This is a genomic window from Hydrogenophaga sp. H7, from assembly GCF_002025745.1.
GTDB lineage: Bacteria > Pseudomonadota > Gammaproteobacteria > Burkholderiales > Burkholderiaceae_C > Hydrogenophaga > Hydrogenophaga pseudoflava.
Map to the genome: position 1 here is coordinate 448,446 of NZ_MCIC01000001.1, position 13,098 is coordinate 461,543.

The window sequence follows — 13,098 nt, forward strand, 5'->3', positions numbered from 1 at the left end:
GGATGACGCCGCAAGAACGAGCGACCAAGGTGGGCGAAACCATGTTTGCGGTGGATGTCGCGAGCAAGGACACCATGGGCATGGAGCTGCTGACGGTCGAGCCTGGCCGGGCGGTGATCCGCATGGCCGTGCAGCCGCTGCACCTCAACGGCCACCAGATCTGCCACGGCGGCTTCATCTTCACCCTGGCCGACTCGACCTTCGCCTTCGCCTGCAACAGCCACAACAAGAACGCGGTGGCCGCCGGCTGCAGCATCGAGTTCCTCAAACCGGCGCACGCCGGCGATGTGCTGACCTGCGAAGGCGTCGAGCAGACCCTGCAGGGCCGGCACGGCATCTACGACATGAAGGTCACCAACCAGAAGGGCGAAGTCGTGGCCATGTTCCGCGGCAAGAGCGCGGTGATTCCCGGCCAGGTGTTTCCGGAGGAGGCAGGCGCATGAACCACTTTCCGCTCGAACCGATCGAGAAGGCCAGTGTCGATGAGCTGCGCGCGCTGCAGCTCAAGCGCCTGCAGGCCACGCTGCGCCACGCCTACCAGAACTCGCCGGTCTACCGCCGCAAGTTCGACGAGGCCGGCGTTCACCCGGACGACTGCAAAAGCCTGAGCGACCTCGCGAAGTTTCCGTTCACCACCAAGAAGGACCTGCGCGACAGCTACCCCTTCGGCATGTTCGCGGTGCCGCGCGAGAAGTGCGCGCGCATCCACGCCAGCAGCGGCACCACCGGCAAGCCGACCGTGGTCGGCTACACGCTCAAGGACATCGACACCTGGGCGACGGTGGTGGCGCGCAGCATCCGCGCCAGCGGCGCACGGCCCGGCGACCTGGTGCACGTGAGCTACGGCTACGGCCTGTTCACCGGCGGCCTGGGCGCGCACTACGGCGCCGAGAAGCTGGGCCTGACCGTGGTGCCCTTCGGCGGCGGCCAGACCGAGCGCCAGGTGCAGCTGATCCAGGACTTCCGGCCCGACATCATCATGGTCACGCCCAGCTACATGCTGGCGATTGCCGACGAGTTCCAGCGCCAGGGCATCGACCCGCGCGAGAGCAGCCTGCGCATCGGCATCTTCGGCGCCGAGCCGTGGACCAACGACATGCGGCTGGCGATCGAACACCGCATGCGCATCGACGCCGTGGACATCTACGGCCTGTCGGAGGTGATGGGGCCGGGCGTGGCCAACGAGTGCGTCGAGACCAAGGACGGTCCGACCATCTGGGAGGACCACTTCTACCCCGAGATCATCAACCCCGAGACCGGCGAGCCGGTGGCCGACGGCGAGATGGGCGAGCTGGTGTTCACCAGCCTGACCAAGGAGGCGCTGCCCATCATCCGCTACCGCACGCGCGACCTCACACGGCTGCTGCCCGGCACCGCGCGCACCATGCGCCGCATGGAAAAAATCACCGGCCGCAGCGACGACATGATGATCGTGCGCGGCGTCAACGTGTTCCCGACCCAGATCGAGGAGCTGATCCTCAAGCGCCCCGAGCTGACCGCGCATTACCAGTGCGTGCTCACGCGCGAGAACCACATGGACTGCCTGACGGTGGCGGTGGAGACGCGGCCGGGGCTGTCACCGGACAGCATCGAGGCGCGCGCGGCGGCCGAGCTGCTGCGGCACGAGATCAAGGTCTACGTCGGCTCCAGCGTCGAGGTGTCGCTCCAGCCCGAAGGCGGTGTGGAGCGCAGCCAGGGCAAGGCCAAACGGGTGGTCGACCGACGGCCGAAGTGAGTTCTGCCGGGCACTTGCGGATGTGTGGCCAGGCTGCTTTGTGTAGTTCTTTGGACTGCGGGTTAAACCCCGCTATCCGATTGGGAGCACGGTGGCTAAATTGATTGCCATCTGTTGAGGTTTCATGGACAAGAACACTTTGTTCGTCAAGACCGAGAAGGGCCGGGACGCAATGGCGCGCCGGGTGCCCGAGCTCGGTCCCCGCCTGCGGTCCATGCTGATTCTGGTGGACGGCAAGCGCAACGCTGCCGAACTCGACAAGCTCGGGGCGGGACTGGGGGGCGCAGCCGCGTTGCTGGAGCAGCTGCTGGCCCACGACTGGATCGCGCCTCATGATTCCCATGGACCCTCGGTCCAGTACGCGGCACCGCTGGTCAATGGCCAGCTCCCCGTGGCACCAGTGCCAGCTGCTGCCGAGGCCGGCATTCCCGCCCTGCAACCAGCGCCTGTCGCTTCCCAGCCGCTTGCGGGGTCGGTGCTGCCCTTTGTGGACGCCCGGCGTCTGGTGGTCCGTTTCATCAACGACGCCGCCGGACCCATGGGCGAGCTGACGGCGATCAAGGTCGAGTCCTGCAAGACGGCGCCCGAGTTGCAGGCCCAGCTGCCCCGCGTGCGCGAAGCACTGCAGAACTACCGTGGCGCGGCCACGGTGCAGCGCTTCGACCAGGAGATCGTGCCGCAACTGCCGCGCCACTGAGGCGGCCGGGCGCTGCTCAGCCGGTGGAGCTGCGGGTCAGCCAGTCGCCCAGGCGGGCAGCGTCCTCGACCGTCAGCCGCACGGCGGTGTCGTCGGCGGGCCAGGTCAGCGGGCAGCGCAGCAACCGCCCGTCGCGCGAAACCAGGGCCGTGAGCGCGCTGCGGGTGCCGCGCAGGGCCGCCACTTCGTCGAGCTTGCGCACGCGCCAGGCCTCGGCCGGCAGGCCGCGCCGCGCGGGGGCGAATTCCACGCCCAGCCACTCGTCGCCCGCCGCCAGGCCGGCCGCCTCGCCCGCGCCGCCGCGCAGCACGTTCTTGACCGTCAGGCCACTGCTGTCGGCTGCAACGCGCAGGCCCAGCGATTGCGCCAGCGGCGCCTTGTCGCGGTGCACCTTGGCGCCGGCCGCCGCCAGCAGGTCCAGCACCGGCAGGTCGGCCGTGCCGTGCACCCACTGGGCCAGTTCGGCGGCGAAACTGCGCTTGCCGAGCTGGCGCAGCACCGTGGACAGGTCGGACTCGCGCATCGGCCCACCCTGCGTGCGGTGCCAGAGTGCGCGCATCACCTCGTCCAGTGAACCGCGGCCTTCGGCACGCAGCGTCAGGTCCAGACACATCGCCACCAGCGCACCTTTGGTGTAGTAGCTGATGGTGGCGTTGGGCGTGTTCTCGCCCACGCGGTAGTAGCGGGTCCAGGCGTCGAAGCTGGCCTGGGCCACGCTCTGCACGCGCTGGCCCGGGCTCTGCTGCACCTGGTTGATGGTCTTGGTCACCAGCTGCAGGTAGGTGGCGTCGTCGATCAGGCCGGCGCGGCGCAGGAACAGGTCGTCGTAGTAGCTGGTGAAACCTTCGAAGAACCACAGCAGCTCGGTGTGGTTCTCGCGCGTGTAGTCGTAGCGCTTGAACTCGGCCGGCCGCAGGCGCTTGACGTTCCAGGTGTGGAAGTACTCGTGGCTGATCAGGCCCAGCAACGTGGTGTAGCCGTCGGTGGCCTTGAGGGCGGCGGGCTTGGCGTCCTTGGCGCTGATCTTGGGCAGGTCGGTGCGCTGCGCGATGAGCGCGGTCGAGTTGCGGTGTTCCAGCCCGCCGTAGCCCTCGCCGCTGGCGTGCAGCATGAAGACGTAGCGCTCGTAGGGCGGTTGGCCGTCGCCGTGCCAGAAGCGGATCTGCGCCTCGCAGATGCGGCGCGTGTCGTCCAGCAGGCGCTGGCCGTCGAACCAGCCGCCCGCGCCGCTGACCACAAAGCGGTGCGGCACGCCGCAGGCGCTGAACTCGCCGCTCCAGAACGTGCCCATCTCCACCGGGCAGTCGGCGAGTTCGTCGTAGTTCTGGGCCAGGTAGGTGCCGAAGCCCTGCTCGTTGGCCTTCACCGGGCTCAGGCCGGTGGCGACCTGCCAGCCGGCGGGCGCATCACCCGGCTGGATCTCGATGGCGTGCGGCTCGTCCTCGCGGCCGGCCACCATCAGGCACAGGCTGGTGGCGTTGAAGAAGCCGCGCGTGGCGTCCAGGAAGGCGGTGCGCACCGAGGCGTCGAAGGCGTAGACCTCCCAGCGCAGGCTGAGCGTGCGCTGGCCGTCGTTGTCCACCTGCCAGCGGTGCTTGTCGAGCTGTTTCACCGCCAGCGCCTCGCCGCCCTGCGTCGCGCTCAGGTGCTGCAGGTGCTGCGAAAACTCGCGCACCAGGTAGCTGCCCGGAATCCAGACCGGCAGCGTGAGCTTCTGAGACCTGGCCGGGCGGTCGATGTCCAGCGTGACGGCGAACAGGTGGGCGCGGTGGCTCAGCGGCTCGACGCGGTAGCGCAGGCCAGGGGTCGTGGTTTTGTTGCGGCTCACAGGGCTCCCGCGCCGATGAAGCAGCTCAGCGCTGCGATGGAGGAAAGTCGGAAGCGCAGCGTGAGCCAGGCCTCCAGGCCGGCGCGGCGGTAAAGCGTGCGGTCGGCCAGGTAGCAGATGATCAGCACGAAGCCCAGCCAGGCCAGACCCGCGAAGGCGGGCATCAGCAGCCCGGGCCAGGCCAGCAGCGAGGGCACGATGCCCCAGAGGAAGTGGTTGCGCTGGTGGTGCGGGGCGTGCGGCAGCCCACGTTCATGGCGGCCACCGAGCCAGCCGATGCCCCAGTGAATGCCGCCGAGGAACGAGATGATCAGCGCCGCGTAGCCGGTCAGCGCGATCGCCACCCAGGGCTGCAGGGCCACGTCCACCAGCCACAGCAGCGCCGCCAGCATGACGAAGGGGATCAGACCGGCCTGGCCCAGGGTGCGGGCCAGCGCCGCGTCGTCGGGGTCGTGCAAAGGCAGGGTCATCGGCGAGGCGGCGTTTTCTTGAGGGCGTTTTACTTGGCTTCGGCCAGCAGCTTCTCGACACGGTCGGCGCCGATGGCGCCCGGCACGCGGGTGCCGTTGGCGAAGATCAGGGTCGGCGTGCCGGTGATGCGGTTCTTCTTGCCGAACTCCAGGTTGCGGGCCAGGGCGGCGGTGTCGCAGTTGGCGGCCGCCGGCGTCACGTCCTTGACCATCCAGTCGAGGAAGGCCTTGCCCTTGTCCTTGGCGCACCAGATGTTGCGCGACTTGTCGACCGAATCCTGGCTCAGGATCGGGTAGAGGAAGACGTGCACGGTGACGTTGTCGATCTTGGTCAGGTCGCGCTCGAAGCGCTTGCAGTAGCCGCAGTTCGGGTCTTCGAACACGGCCACCTTGCGCTTGCCGTTGCCGCGCACGATGGTGAAGGCGTCCTTGATCGGCAGGTCCTTGAAGTCGATCTCGGTCAGCTTGGCCTGGCGCTTCTCGGTCAGGTCTTCCTGGGCACGCACGTCGATCAGGTTGCCCTGGATCAGGAAGTTGCCCTGCGCGTCGGTGTAGAAGATCTCGCTCTGGTTGACGCGCACCTCGTACAGGCCTTCCATCGGGGTCTTGCTGATCTCGTCGATGGGCGGCAGCTTGGGCAGGCGCTCGGTCAGGTTCTTGCGGATGGTGGCTTCCTGCGCGAAGGCACCCAGGCTGGCGAGGGCCAGGGCGAGCGCAATGGCGGAAGTGGTGAGGAATTTCATGGGTTCGCCTGTGGCGTGAAGGTTGATCGGGGGCCGACAGCGGTTCAGGCCGTCTGGCCCATGGCCTTGCGGGCCAGCCAGTGTTTCAGCGGTCCGAGACGGTCGACGCCGCTCATGCCCCAGTTGCGCAGCGCCTGCACGCGGCTGTCGGTCTGGCCGAACAGCCCGAACAGGCCATCGGTCAGCCAGCCCATGGCGCCCACCTCGGCCTGCCGCGCGCGCTCGTAGCGGCGCAGCAGCTTGAGGTCGCCCAGTTCGCGCCAGAACTCGCGCTCGTGGACCACGCGCGCCAGTTCCGCGGCGTCGGCCAGGCCGACGTTCAGGCCCTGCCCGGCCAGCGGGTGCATGGCGTGGGCCGCGTCACCGGCCAGCGCCACGCTGCCCTGGGCCGTCTGCGCGATCCAGCGCCGGGCGCGGGACAGCTCCAGTGGCCAGGCCTGGGCCGGACCCTGCAGCTGCATGCCGCCCAGCGCCGAACCGCAGCGTTCCTGCACCGCCTGCGCCAGCGCCTGGGGATCGGCGGCCAGCCATTCTTCGGATTGCTGAGCAGGGACAGACCAGACCAGCGCCACGGAGTTCCCCTGCGCACCGTCCAGCGGCAGCAGGGCGAGGATTTCTCCACGCGCAAACCACTGGCGCGCGACGCCGCCATGGGGCTGCTCGGTGGTCAGGCGGGCCGCCACCGCCTTGTGGGGGTAGGGCCGGACGTCGAATTCCAGGCCCAGTTCCTCGCGGGTGACGCTGCGCTTGCCTTCGCAGACCACGGTCAGCGCCGCCGGCACGGGTTCGTTCACACGCTCGATGCCACCCTGGAAGCCGATGGCGTCGGCCAGGCGCTTTTCCAGCGCCGGCACGTCCACGATCCAGGTCAGCGCCTCCACGCCCTGGTCGGCGGCCGAGAAGTGCAGGTCGCCGCCGTCGTCGCCGTGCACCTCCATGCGGCTGACCGGCGTCACCGCCGCGGGCCCGGCGTTGCCGTCCTCGGGCCAGGCCCGCAGCGACTGCAGCAGGGCGCGGGCGCTGGTGTTGAGGGCATAGGCCCGGACGTCGGGGGCGGCGGCAGGGGGGCGGGGAGACGCCACCAGCGCCACCTTCAGGCGCTCGCGCGCCAGCAGCAGGGCCAGGGTCTGCCCGACCACGCCGGCGCCACGGATGCACACATCAAAACGCCGCGGTGCGGCCGGAGACGGGGAGGGGAGAGCCATCCGGGGATTTTAGGAGCAGGCCACAATCCGGGCATGAACACCCTCACCGAGTCCCCTGTGGCCGCCGCAGACCTCCAGGCCCGCATCGCCCAGCTCTGGGTCTACCCCGTCAAGTCCTGCGCTGGCGTTCCGCTGGAGCAGGCGGTGCTCACGCTGACCGGCCTCGAATGGGACCGGGCCTGGATGGTGGTGGACCAGCAGGGCGAATTCGTGACCCAGCGCGAGCTGCCGCGCATGGCGCTGATCCAGCCCGCGTTCAAGCTCGACCAGCTGGTGCTGCGCGCGCCGGGCATGCTGGCGCTGCACCTGTCGCTGGACGGCGTCGAGTCGCCGCGCCGTGTGCGGGTCTGGGACGACGAGGTCGACGCCTGGGACATGGGCGATCTGGCGGCGCAGTGGTTCTCTGATTTCCTCGGGCCCGACGCGCCCGAGGACCTCAGGAAGCTGCGCCTGGTGCGCTTCGACCCCGAGGTGAAGCGCCTCTGCAGCCTGAAATGGACCGGCGGCCGCGAGTCGGTGACGCAGTTCGCCGACGGTTTCGGCGTGCTGGTGGCCAGCACCGCCTCGCTGGACGAACTGAATGCGCGGCTGGCGACCGCGGGCGAGGCGCCGGTGGACCTGCGGCGCTTCCGGCCGAACATCGTGCTGTCGGACGTGGAACCGCACGATGAGGACCGCATCGCCGGCTGGCGCGTGCAGACCGAGGGCGGCGTGGCCGCGCTGGAAAACGTCAAGCCCTGCGCGCGCTGCCCAATCCCGAACATCGACCCGGCCACCGCCACCTCGACCCCGGCGGTCAGCGACGCCCTGCAGGCCTACCGGCAGGACCCGCGCCTGAACGGTTCCATCACCTTCGGCATGAACGCCATCGTGCTGGAGGGCGACGGGCTGGTGCTGAAGGTCGGGCAGGCCGTGGGCGCCGACTGGCAGTTCGACTGACGGCGGCCCGGCGCCGCTCAGCCGGCGCGGGCGAACTGCGCCCGGTAGCGGGCCGGTGTCATGGCGGTGGATTGCCGGAACTGTCGCGAAAAGTGCGGCTGGTCGGCGAAGCCGCAGTGGTAGCCCACCTCGGCCACCGACAGCCCGCTGCTGGTGAGCAAGTCCGCCGCACACTGCACCCGGGTGGCGGTCAGCAGGCCGGAGAAGCTCAGCTGCCGCCGGGCCAGGTGGCGCTGCAGGCTGCGGGCCGACAGCGCACAGCTGCGGGCCAGGTCGTCCACCCGCCATGGACGTCCGGGGTCGGCACGCAGGGCGGCGTGCAAGGCCTCCAGCCAGCGGTCGCCGGACGCCGGGTGGGCCACGGGTGGGTGCGGGTCCCCAGCCACATGCGCGGCGTCCCAGCGCAGCTCCCAGGTGTGCAGGGATTCGGGCCAGGGGCCGTCGCGCCATTGGCTGTCCCGCCGCAGCCAGTGCCGGCCGCCCGCCGGGCGGGCCTGCACCGGCCGCCCCGCCACCCGCTCACACAGGGCGACCAGCAGGCCGAATACCAGCACGTCCTCGGCCGCCGTGGGTTGCTGGCCGGGCGACTGTGAGACGTGCTGCAGCCGCACGCGACCGGGGCCTTCGGCCTCCACGCGGGTGCGGTGTCGGGAATGGACGAAGCGCTCCAGCCGCTGCCACCGCGCCAGCAGGTCCCAGGGGTCCGTCGCAAGCACCAGCGCCCGCAGCGTGGGTTCTTCGGGCAGCTCCCGGATCGCGTCGCCGATGCGCGCCAGGCCCGCCGGTCCGATCGACGGCCACAGCCCGGCCAGCAGGGCGCGCTTGTCGTCCAGCGCCACACGCCCCTGCTGCGCCGCCACGGGCGGCGGCGGGCGTAGGCCCTGGCGCCGCAGGCCGTGGGCCACCAGCCGGAGCATTGCGGCCGAGGCGAAGTCGTTCATGGGCCGCGCCTGGCCAGCAGCGAGGGTTGCAGGGGAAAGCGGGTGAGGCGCACGCCGGTCGCACCGCGGATGGCGTTGGCGATGGCGCCGGCCGCGGCCACGATGGCGGTTTCACCGGCCCCGGCGGGCGGGCCGTCGTCGTCGATCAGCACGATGTCCATGGGCGGAGTGTCGCGCAGGCTCGGCACCGGCGCCTCGCCCAGGCTGCCGGCGGCGATGCGCGAGCCGGCCGCCGTCAGACCGTCATGCAGCACCATGCCCAGGCCCCAGACCAGGTTGCCTTCGCACTGCGCACGCACCTGGTCGGGGTTGATCACGGTGCCGCAGTCGTGGGCGCAGCGCAGCCGGGTCACCACCACCGTGCCGTCGGGCGCCACGCGCACCTCCGCGAGCACGGCGGCGTGGCTGCTGGCCTTGTAGGTGCCGCAGGCCACGCCGCGTCCGACGCGGTCGCTCCCGGCGGCGGGTGTCGGCGCCGGCACGCCGTCGACCACGGTGCGCAGCACCCGGGCCAAGCGCGGCTCGCCGATGTGGCGCAGCCGGAACGCCACCGGGTCGGCGCCGGCCAGGCGGGCGCACTCGTCGATGGCCGACTCGATGGCCAGCGCGTTGGGGCCGGCGCCCAGGCCGCGCCAGGGGCCGGTGAACACCGGCAGCCGCGTCACCGCGAACTCGGTGCGGCGCCGCAGGGCGCGGTAGGGCAGGTCGGCGCCGCGCGCCACGCCGCGGTCGCCCACCAGGTCGGCCAGCCGCTGCATCCAGACCGGCATGCCGGCGTTGGTGAACAGGATGTGGCTGCTGGAGAACGCGTGCCACCAGTCGACCAGCTCTCCGTTGCGCACACGGGCGCGGATGCGGTGGCTCGACGGCGGGCGGTGGAAGCCCTGCCGGTACTCCTGGGCGCGCGTCCACTGGACCTTGACGGGCGCGCCGATGGCGTGGGCCAGCACGGCGGCCTCCAGCTCCACCGTGCACAGGGTGCGCCCGCCGAACGCGCCGCCCACCCGGCATGCCTGCACGCGCAAGGCCGCGTCGTCCAGCCCGAGGCTGTGCGCGATCACATCGCGCACATAGAACGCGTCCTGTGTGCCGGCCCAGACCTCCAGCACGCCGTCCGCGCCCTCCGCGGCCACCGCGGCGCGCGGCTCGATGGCGTTGTGCGCCGCCAGCGGCGTGTCGATGCGCAGGTCCAGGTCCCAGGCAGCGCTGCGGTCGATGGCGTCGTCGTGGATCTGGTTCCCCAGCCTGCCGCCGGCCAGGTGCCGGTCGATGTCGATCAGCCGGTCGATGTCGGCCTGCTCGAAGGCGTCGTCGTGCTGCCAGCGGGGTGCCAGCGCGGCCTCGATCCGGTCCAGCGTCCCGGGGGTGCGCGCCACGATGCCCAGCCCCGGACTGAGCCGCTGCATCAGACGCTCGTCCTGCACGAGGGCCACGAACCCCGGCACGGCGCGCGCCGCGGCCTCGTTCCAGCCCGCCAGCCGCGACGGCCGGTCGGCGGAAACCGGGGCGCGCAGCACCCGGCCGAACACCATGCCGGGCAGGCGCACGTCGGCCGCGTACAGCGGGGCGCCGGTGACGATGGCGCGCCCCTGTTCCAGCGGCACGCGCCGGCCCACGAGGCGGGCGCCGGACCGGAACGCGCGCAGCTCGTTCATCGGTCGGGGCTCGGCGCTGCGCACGCCCGTGGTGTGGCCGGCCGCGAGTGCGTCGCGCAGCGTGGCGCAGGCCTGCGCGAGCGGCAGCGCGAAGTCCTTGACCGATTCGCTGCCCACGGTGGCGCGCACGCGGGGTATGTCCTGGGTGTGCGGCAGCCGCAGGGTGACGCGGTCCCAGTCCACACCGAGTTCGTCGCAGGCCACCTGCTTGAGCGCGGTGGCGATGTTCTGGCCCATCTCGGCTCGCGGCAGCAGCAGCTCGTAGCGGCCGTTGGCGTGGCGGACCCAGCCCAGGGCATCCTCGTAGGCCGCCGCCGGGCGCTTGGGGATCACCGGGATGGCGCAGCCGGCGACAAAGCCCACGGCCAGCACACCGCCCGCCTGCAGGAAGTGCCGCCGCTTCATTGCCCGCTCCCGGTGGCCTGCGCGGCGCGCAGCACCGAGGCCCGGATGCGCTGCTGGGTGCCGCAGCGGCAGAGGTTGCCGGACAGGGCCGCGTCGATGTCCGCCGCGTTCGGCGAAGGGCGCTGCCGCAGCAGCGCCACCGTGGCCATGATCTGCCCCGACTGGCAGTAGCCGCACTGCGGCGTGGCCTGGTCCAGCCAGGCCTGCTGCACCGGGTGCAGGTCACCGTCCGGGGCTGCCAGGCCTTCGATGGTCTCCACGCGGGAGGCACCCACCGCCACCACCGGCGTGAGGCAGGCGCGTCGCGGCTGGCCGTCGATCAGCACCGTGCAGGCGCCGCACTGGCCCGCGCCGCAGCCGAATCGGGTGCCGGTGAGGCCCAGCGCCTCGCGCAGCACCACCAGCAAACTTTCGTCCCGCCAATCGGGAGGGACCTCCCGGACGCTGTGGTTGACCTGGATCTGCATGAGGGCCTCCGCGTGGTGAACACGCGTGCAATGTGCCGCACACAGGCCGGTGCGGTCTTGAACAATCGCGCCACGCCCGCGCCGACGCAGAAGGCCGCTCCAGGGCGGAGCGGATCACATGGATGCCGAGGCTGCCTATGAGGCGGTGGGGTGCCGGGTTGGCAACGGTGCTTCGACCAGCGGACCGGCTGGCCAGCGCAGTCGCTGGCCGGTGCGCGCGGCCAGCGACTCGATGTCGTCCGGGCTGTCCACGTCGGTCCGGTAGCGCGTGTTGGTGGTGGCCCAGCGGTGCACGGCCTGCGGGTGGGCCTGCTGCCATTGCCTGCAGCCCACGCGCGCCTCGCTGGCCAGGATCTGTTCGCGCACTGTCTGGCTGAACACCACCGGGTTGCCGGGCAGGCCGTCCACCGTGGGCTGCACGACCTCGGTGTCGGCGGGCCGCATCCGGTAGGCGCCGATCAGGTCGCGGATGTCCTGCGAATGGATCAGGGGCTGGTCGGCCAGGGCCACCAGCACGGCGTCGATCTGGCCGGGCAGCGCCTGCAGGCCCAGCCGCAGCGACGAGATCTGGCCTGCGTCCGGGTCGGGGTTGTGCGCCAGCGTGACCGGGAAGTCGCGTACCACCGGTTCGATGCGGTCGGCGTAGTGGCCCAGCACCACCACCAGCTCGTCCGCACCCGCGCCCGAAAGCGCGGTCAGCAGGCGCCGGATCAGCGGCACCCCGTCCAGTTCCAGCAGGCACTTGGGTTGGTGGCCCATGCGCGAGGCCGACCCAGCCGCCAGCAGCACCGCGCCGATGCGCGGGGGTGGCGGGTGGTGTGGCAAGGGGGACGTTGCGGGGATGGCCATGGGCGTCCAGATTAACCGTTTCAGGCCCGTCGCTTACACTTTCGGGTTGATTTTTCGAGGTATTCCATGAGTCTCCAATGCGGCATCGTCGGCCTGCCCAACGTCGGCAAGTCCACCCTTTTCAACGCCCTGACCAAGGCCGGCATCGCCGCTGAAAACTACCCCTTCTGCACCATCGAGCCCAACACCGGCGTGGTGGAAGTGCCCGATCCGCGCCTGGCCCAGCTGGCGGAGATCGTCCAGCCCGAGCGCGTGGTGCCGGCCATCGTGGAGTTCGTGGACATCGCCGGCCTGGTGGCCGGTGCCAGCACCGGCGAAGGCCTGGGCAACAAATTCCTGGCCCACATCCGCGAGACCGACGCCATCGTCAACGTGGTGCGCTGCTTCGAAGACCCGAACGTGATCCACGTCGCCAACAAGGTCGACCCGATCGCCGACATCGAAGTCATCCAGACCGAGCTCTGCCTGGCCGACCTGGCTTCGGTGGAGAAAGCCATCCACCGCATCAGCAAGGTGGCGCGCGCGGGCGACAAGGAGGCCATCAAGCAGCTGGCCATCCTTGAGAAGTGCCAGACCGCGCTGAACGACACCCAGCCGGTGCGCACCATCGACTTCAGCAAGGAAGAGCGCGCCCAGCTCAAGCAGTTCTTCCTGATCACCGCCAAGCCGGCCATGTTCGTGGCCAACGTGTCGGAGGACGGTTTCGAGAACAACCCCTTCCTTGACCGCCTCAAGGCCTTCGCCGAGAAGCAGAACGCGCCCGTGGTCGCCATCTGCGCCAAGATCGAGGCCGAACTCTCCGAGATGGACGACGCCGACCGGCTGGAATTCCTCAAGGAACTGGGTCAGGACGAGCCGGGCCTGAACCGCCTGATCCGCGCCGCCTACAAGCTGCTGGGCCTGCAGACCTACTTCACCGCCGGCGTGAAGGAAGTGCGCGCCTGGACCATCCACGTCGGCGACACCGGCCCGCAGGCGGCCGGGGTGATCCACACCGACTTCGAGAAGGGCTACATCCGCGCCCAGACCATTGCCTTCGATGACTTCATCGCCTACAAGGGCGAGCAGGGCGCGAAGGATGCCGGCAAGATGCGCGCCGAGGGCAAGGACTACGTCGTCAAGGACGGCGACGTGATGAACTTCCTGTTCTCGTCCTAAGCGCTG

13 protein-coding genes are annotated in these 13,098 nt (G+C 70.6%); 5 read left to right on the forward strand and 8 right to left on the reverse strand.

Annotated features, from left to right (window positions below):
• Positions 1-2 precede the first annotated feature (2 nt).
• The 3 genes from paaI (at position 3) to BC358_RS02165 (ending at position 2,432) form a co-directional block, all read left to right on the forward strand.
• Positions 3-443, forward strand: coding sequence for a hydroxyphenylacetyl-CoA thioesterase PaaI (gene paaI, locus BC358_RS02155; RefSeq protein WP_079364478.1), 441 nt, complete (start codon positions 3-5; stop codon positions 441-443).
• Complete coding sequence (gene paaK / locus BC358_RS02160; RefSeq protein WP_079364479.1) at positions 440-1,735, forward strand: phenylacetate--CoA ligase PaaK; 1,296 nt, start codon at positions 440-442, stop codon at positions 1,733-1,735. Before paaI ends, paaK begins: the two co-directional genes overlap by 4 nt.
• Before the next feature lie 124 nt (positions 1,736-1,859).
• Positions 1,860-2,432, forward strand: coding sequence for a hypothetical protein (locus BC358_RS02165; protein ID WP_079364480.1), 573 nt, complete (start codon positions 1,860-1,862; stop codon positions 2,430-2,432).
• A 16-nt stretch (positions 2,433-2,448) separates the two neighbouring features.
• Here BC358_RS02165 and BC358_RS02170 read toward each other — a convergent pair whose 3' ends face one another.
• From BC358_RS02170 to BC358_RS02185, 4 genes are read right to left on the reverse strand one after another with little or no spacing between them, the layout of a single operon-like run.
• Positions 2,449-4,260, reverse strand: coding sequence for a M61 family metallopeptidase (locus BC358_RS02170; protein WP_079364481.1), 1,812 nt, complete (start codon positions 4,258-4,260; stop codon positions 2,449-2,451).
• Entirely contained in the window at positions 4,257-4,730 is a 474-nt protein-coding gene (locus tag BC358_RS02175) for a DUF3429 domain-containing protein (RefSeq protein WP_066158786.1), read from the reverse strand. The genes BC358_RS02170 and BC358_RS02175 overlap by 4 nt, the downstream gene beginning before the upstream one ends.
• 29 nt (positions 4,731-4,759) lie before the next feature.
• Complete coding sequence (locus tag BC358_RS02180; protein ID WP_079364482.1) at positions 4,760-5,473, reverse strand: DsbC family protein; 714 nt, start codon at positions 5,471-5,473, stop codon at positions 4,760-4,762.
• Between the two features lie 44 nt (positions 5,474-5,517).
• Positions 5,518-6,678: an FAD-dependent monooxygenase gene (locus tag BC358_RS02185; protein ID WP_079364483.1), complete on the reverse strand. Its 1,161-nt coding sequence runs from the start codon at positions 6,676-6,678 to the stop codon at positions 5,518-5,520.
• 33 nt (positions 6,679-6,711) lie between these two features.
• On the opposite strand from BC358_RS02185, the gene BC358_RS02190 reads away from it, so the two are divergent.
• Positions 6,712-7,617: an MOSC domain-containing protein gene (locus BC358_RS02190; RefSeq protein WP_079364484.1), complete on the forward strand. Its 906-nt coding sequence runs from the start codon at positions 6,712-6,714 to the stop codon at positions 7,615-7,617.
• Positions 7,618-7,634: 17 nt separating this feature from the next.
• Here the strand turns inward: BC358_RS02190 and BC358_RS21695 are convergent, their stop codons facing one another.
• From BC358_RS21695 to BC358_RS02210, 4 genes are all read right to left on the reverse strand, one after another.
• Complete coding sequence (locus BC358_RS21695) at positions 7,635-8,558, reverse strand: AraC family transcriptional regulator (RefSeq protein ID WP_143434139.1); 924 nt, start codon at positions 8,556-8,558, stop codon at positions 7,635-7,637.
• A complete protein-coding gene (locus BC358_RS02200) occupies positions 8,555-10,618 on the reverse strand; it encodes a xanthine dehydrogenase family protein molybdopterin-binding subunit (protein ID WP_079364486.1) in 2,064 nt (687 codons plus the stop codon). The genes BC358_RS21695 and BC358_RS02200 overlap by 4 nt, the downstream gene beginning before the upstream one ends.
• Positions 10,615-11,085: a (2Fe-2S)-binding protein gene (locus tag BC358_RS02205; protein ID WP_079364487.1), complete on the reverse strand. Its 471-nt coding sequence runs from the start codon at positions 11,083-11,085 to the stop codon at positions 10,615-10,617. The genes BC358_RS02200 and BC358_RS02205 overlap by 4 nt, the downstream gene beginning before the upstream one ends.
• A gap of 135 nt (positions 11,086-11,220) precedes the next feature.
• On the reverse strand, positions 11,221-11,934 hold the full coding sequence (locus tag BC358_RS02210; RefSeq protein ID WP_066158766.1) for an NTP transferase domain-containing protein: 714 nt from the start codon (positions 11,932-11,934) through the stop codon (positions 11,221-11,223).
• Between the two features lie 66 nt (positions 11,935-12,000).
• On the opposite strand from BC358_RS02210, the gene ychF reads away from it, so the two are divergent.
• A complete protein-coding gene (gene ychF / locus BC358_RS02215) occupies positions 12,001-13,092 on the forward strand; it encodes a redox-regulated ATPase YchF (RefSeq protein WP_066158763.1) in 1,092 nt (363 codons plus the stop codon).
• Positions 13,093-13,098: the final 6 nt, after the last annotated feature.

What these genes read in the sequence shown, in the direction of transcription:
- paaI (WP_079364478.1), top strand. Translation starts at nt 3, where the DNA reads ATGACGCCGCAAGAACGAGCGACCAAGGTGGGCGAAACCATGTTTGCG.
- paaK (WP_079364479.1), top strand. Translation starts at nt 440, where the DNA reads ATGAACCACTTTCCGCTCGAACCGATCGAGAAGGCCAGTGTCGATGAG.
- BC358_RS02165 (WP_079364480.1), top strand. Translation starts at nt 1,860, where the DNA reads ATGGACAAGAACACTTTGTTCGTCAAGACCGAGAAGGGCCGGGACGCA.
- BC358_RS02175 (WP_066158786.1), bottom strand. Translation starts at nt 4,730, where the DNA reads ATGACCCTGCCTTTGCACGACCCCGACGACGCGGCGCTGGCCCGCACC.
- BC358_RS02180 (WP_079364482.1), bottom strand. Translation starts at nt 5,473, where the DNA reads ATGAAATTCCTCACCACTTCCGCCATTGCGCTCGCCCTGGCCCTCGCC.
- BC358_RS02185 (WP_079364483.1), bottom strand. Translation starts at nt 6,678, where the DNA reads ATGGCTCTCCCCTCCCCGTCTCCGGCCGCACCGCGGCGTTTTGATGTG.
- BC358_RS02190 (WP_079364484.1), top strand. Translation starts at nt 6,712, where the DNA reads ATGAACACCCTCACCGAGTCCCCTGTGGCCGCCGCAGACCTCCAGGCC.
- BC358_RS21695 (WP_143434139.1), bottom strand. Translation starts at nt 8,558, where the DNA reads ATGAACGACTTCGCCTCGGCCGCAATGCTCCGGCTGGTGGCCCACGGC.
- BC358_RS02200 (WP_079364486.1), bottom strand. Translation starts at nt 10,618, where the DNA reads ATGAAGCGGCGGCACTTCCTGCAGGCGGGCGGTGTGCTGGCCGTGGGC.
- BC358_RS02205 (WP_079364487.1), bottom strand. Translation starts at nt 11,085, where the DNA reads ATGCAGATCCAGGTCAACCACAGCGTCCGGGAGGTCCCTCCCGATTGG.
- BC358_RS02210 (WP_066158766.1), bottom strand. Translation starts at nt 11,934, where the DNA reads ATGGCCATCCCCGCAACGTCCCCCTTGCCACACCACCCGCCACCCCCG.
- ychF (WP_066158763.1), top strand. Translation starts at nt 12,001, where the DNA reads ATGAGTCTCCAATGCGGCATCGTCGGCCTGCCCAACGTCGGCAAGTCC.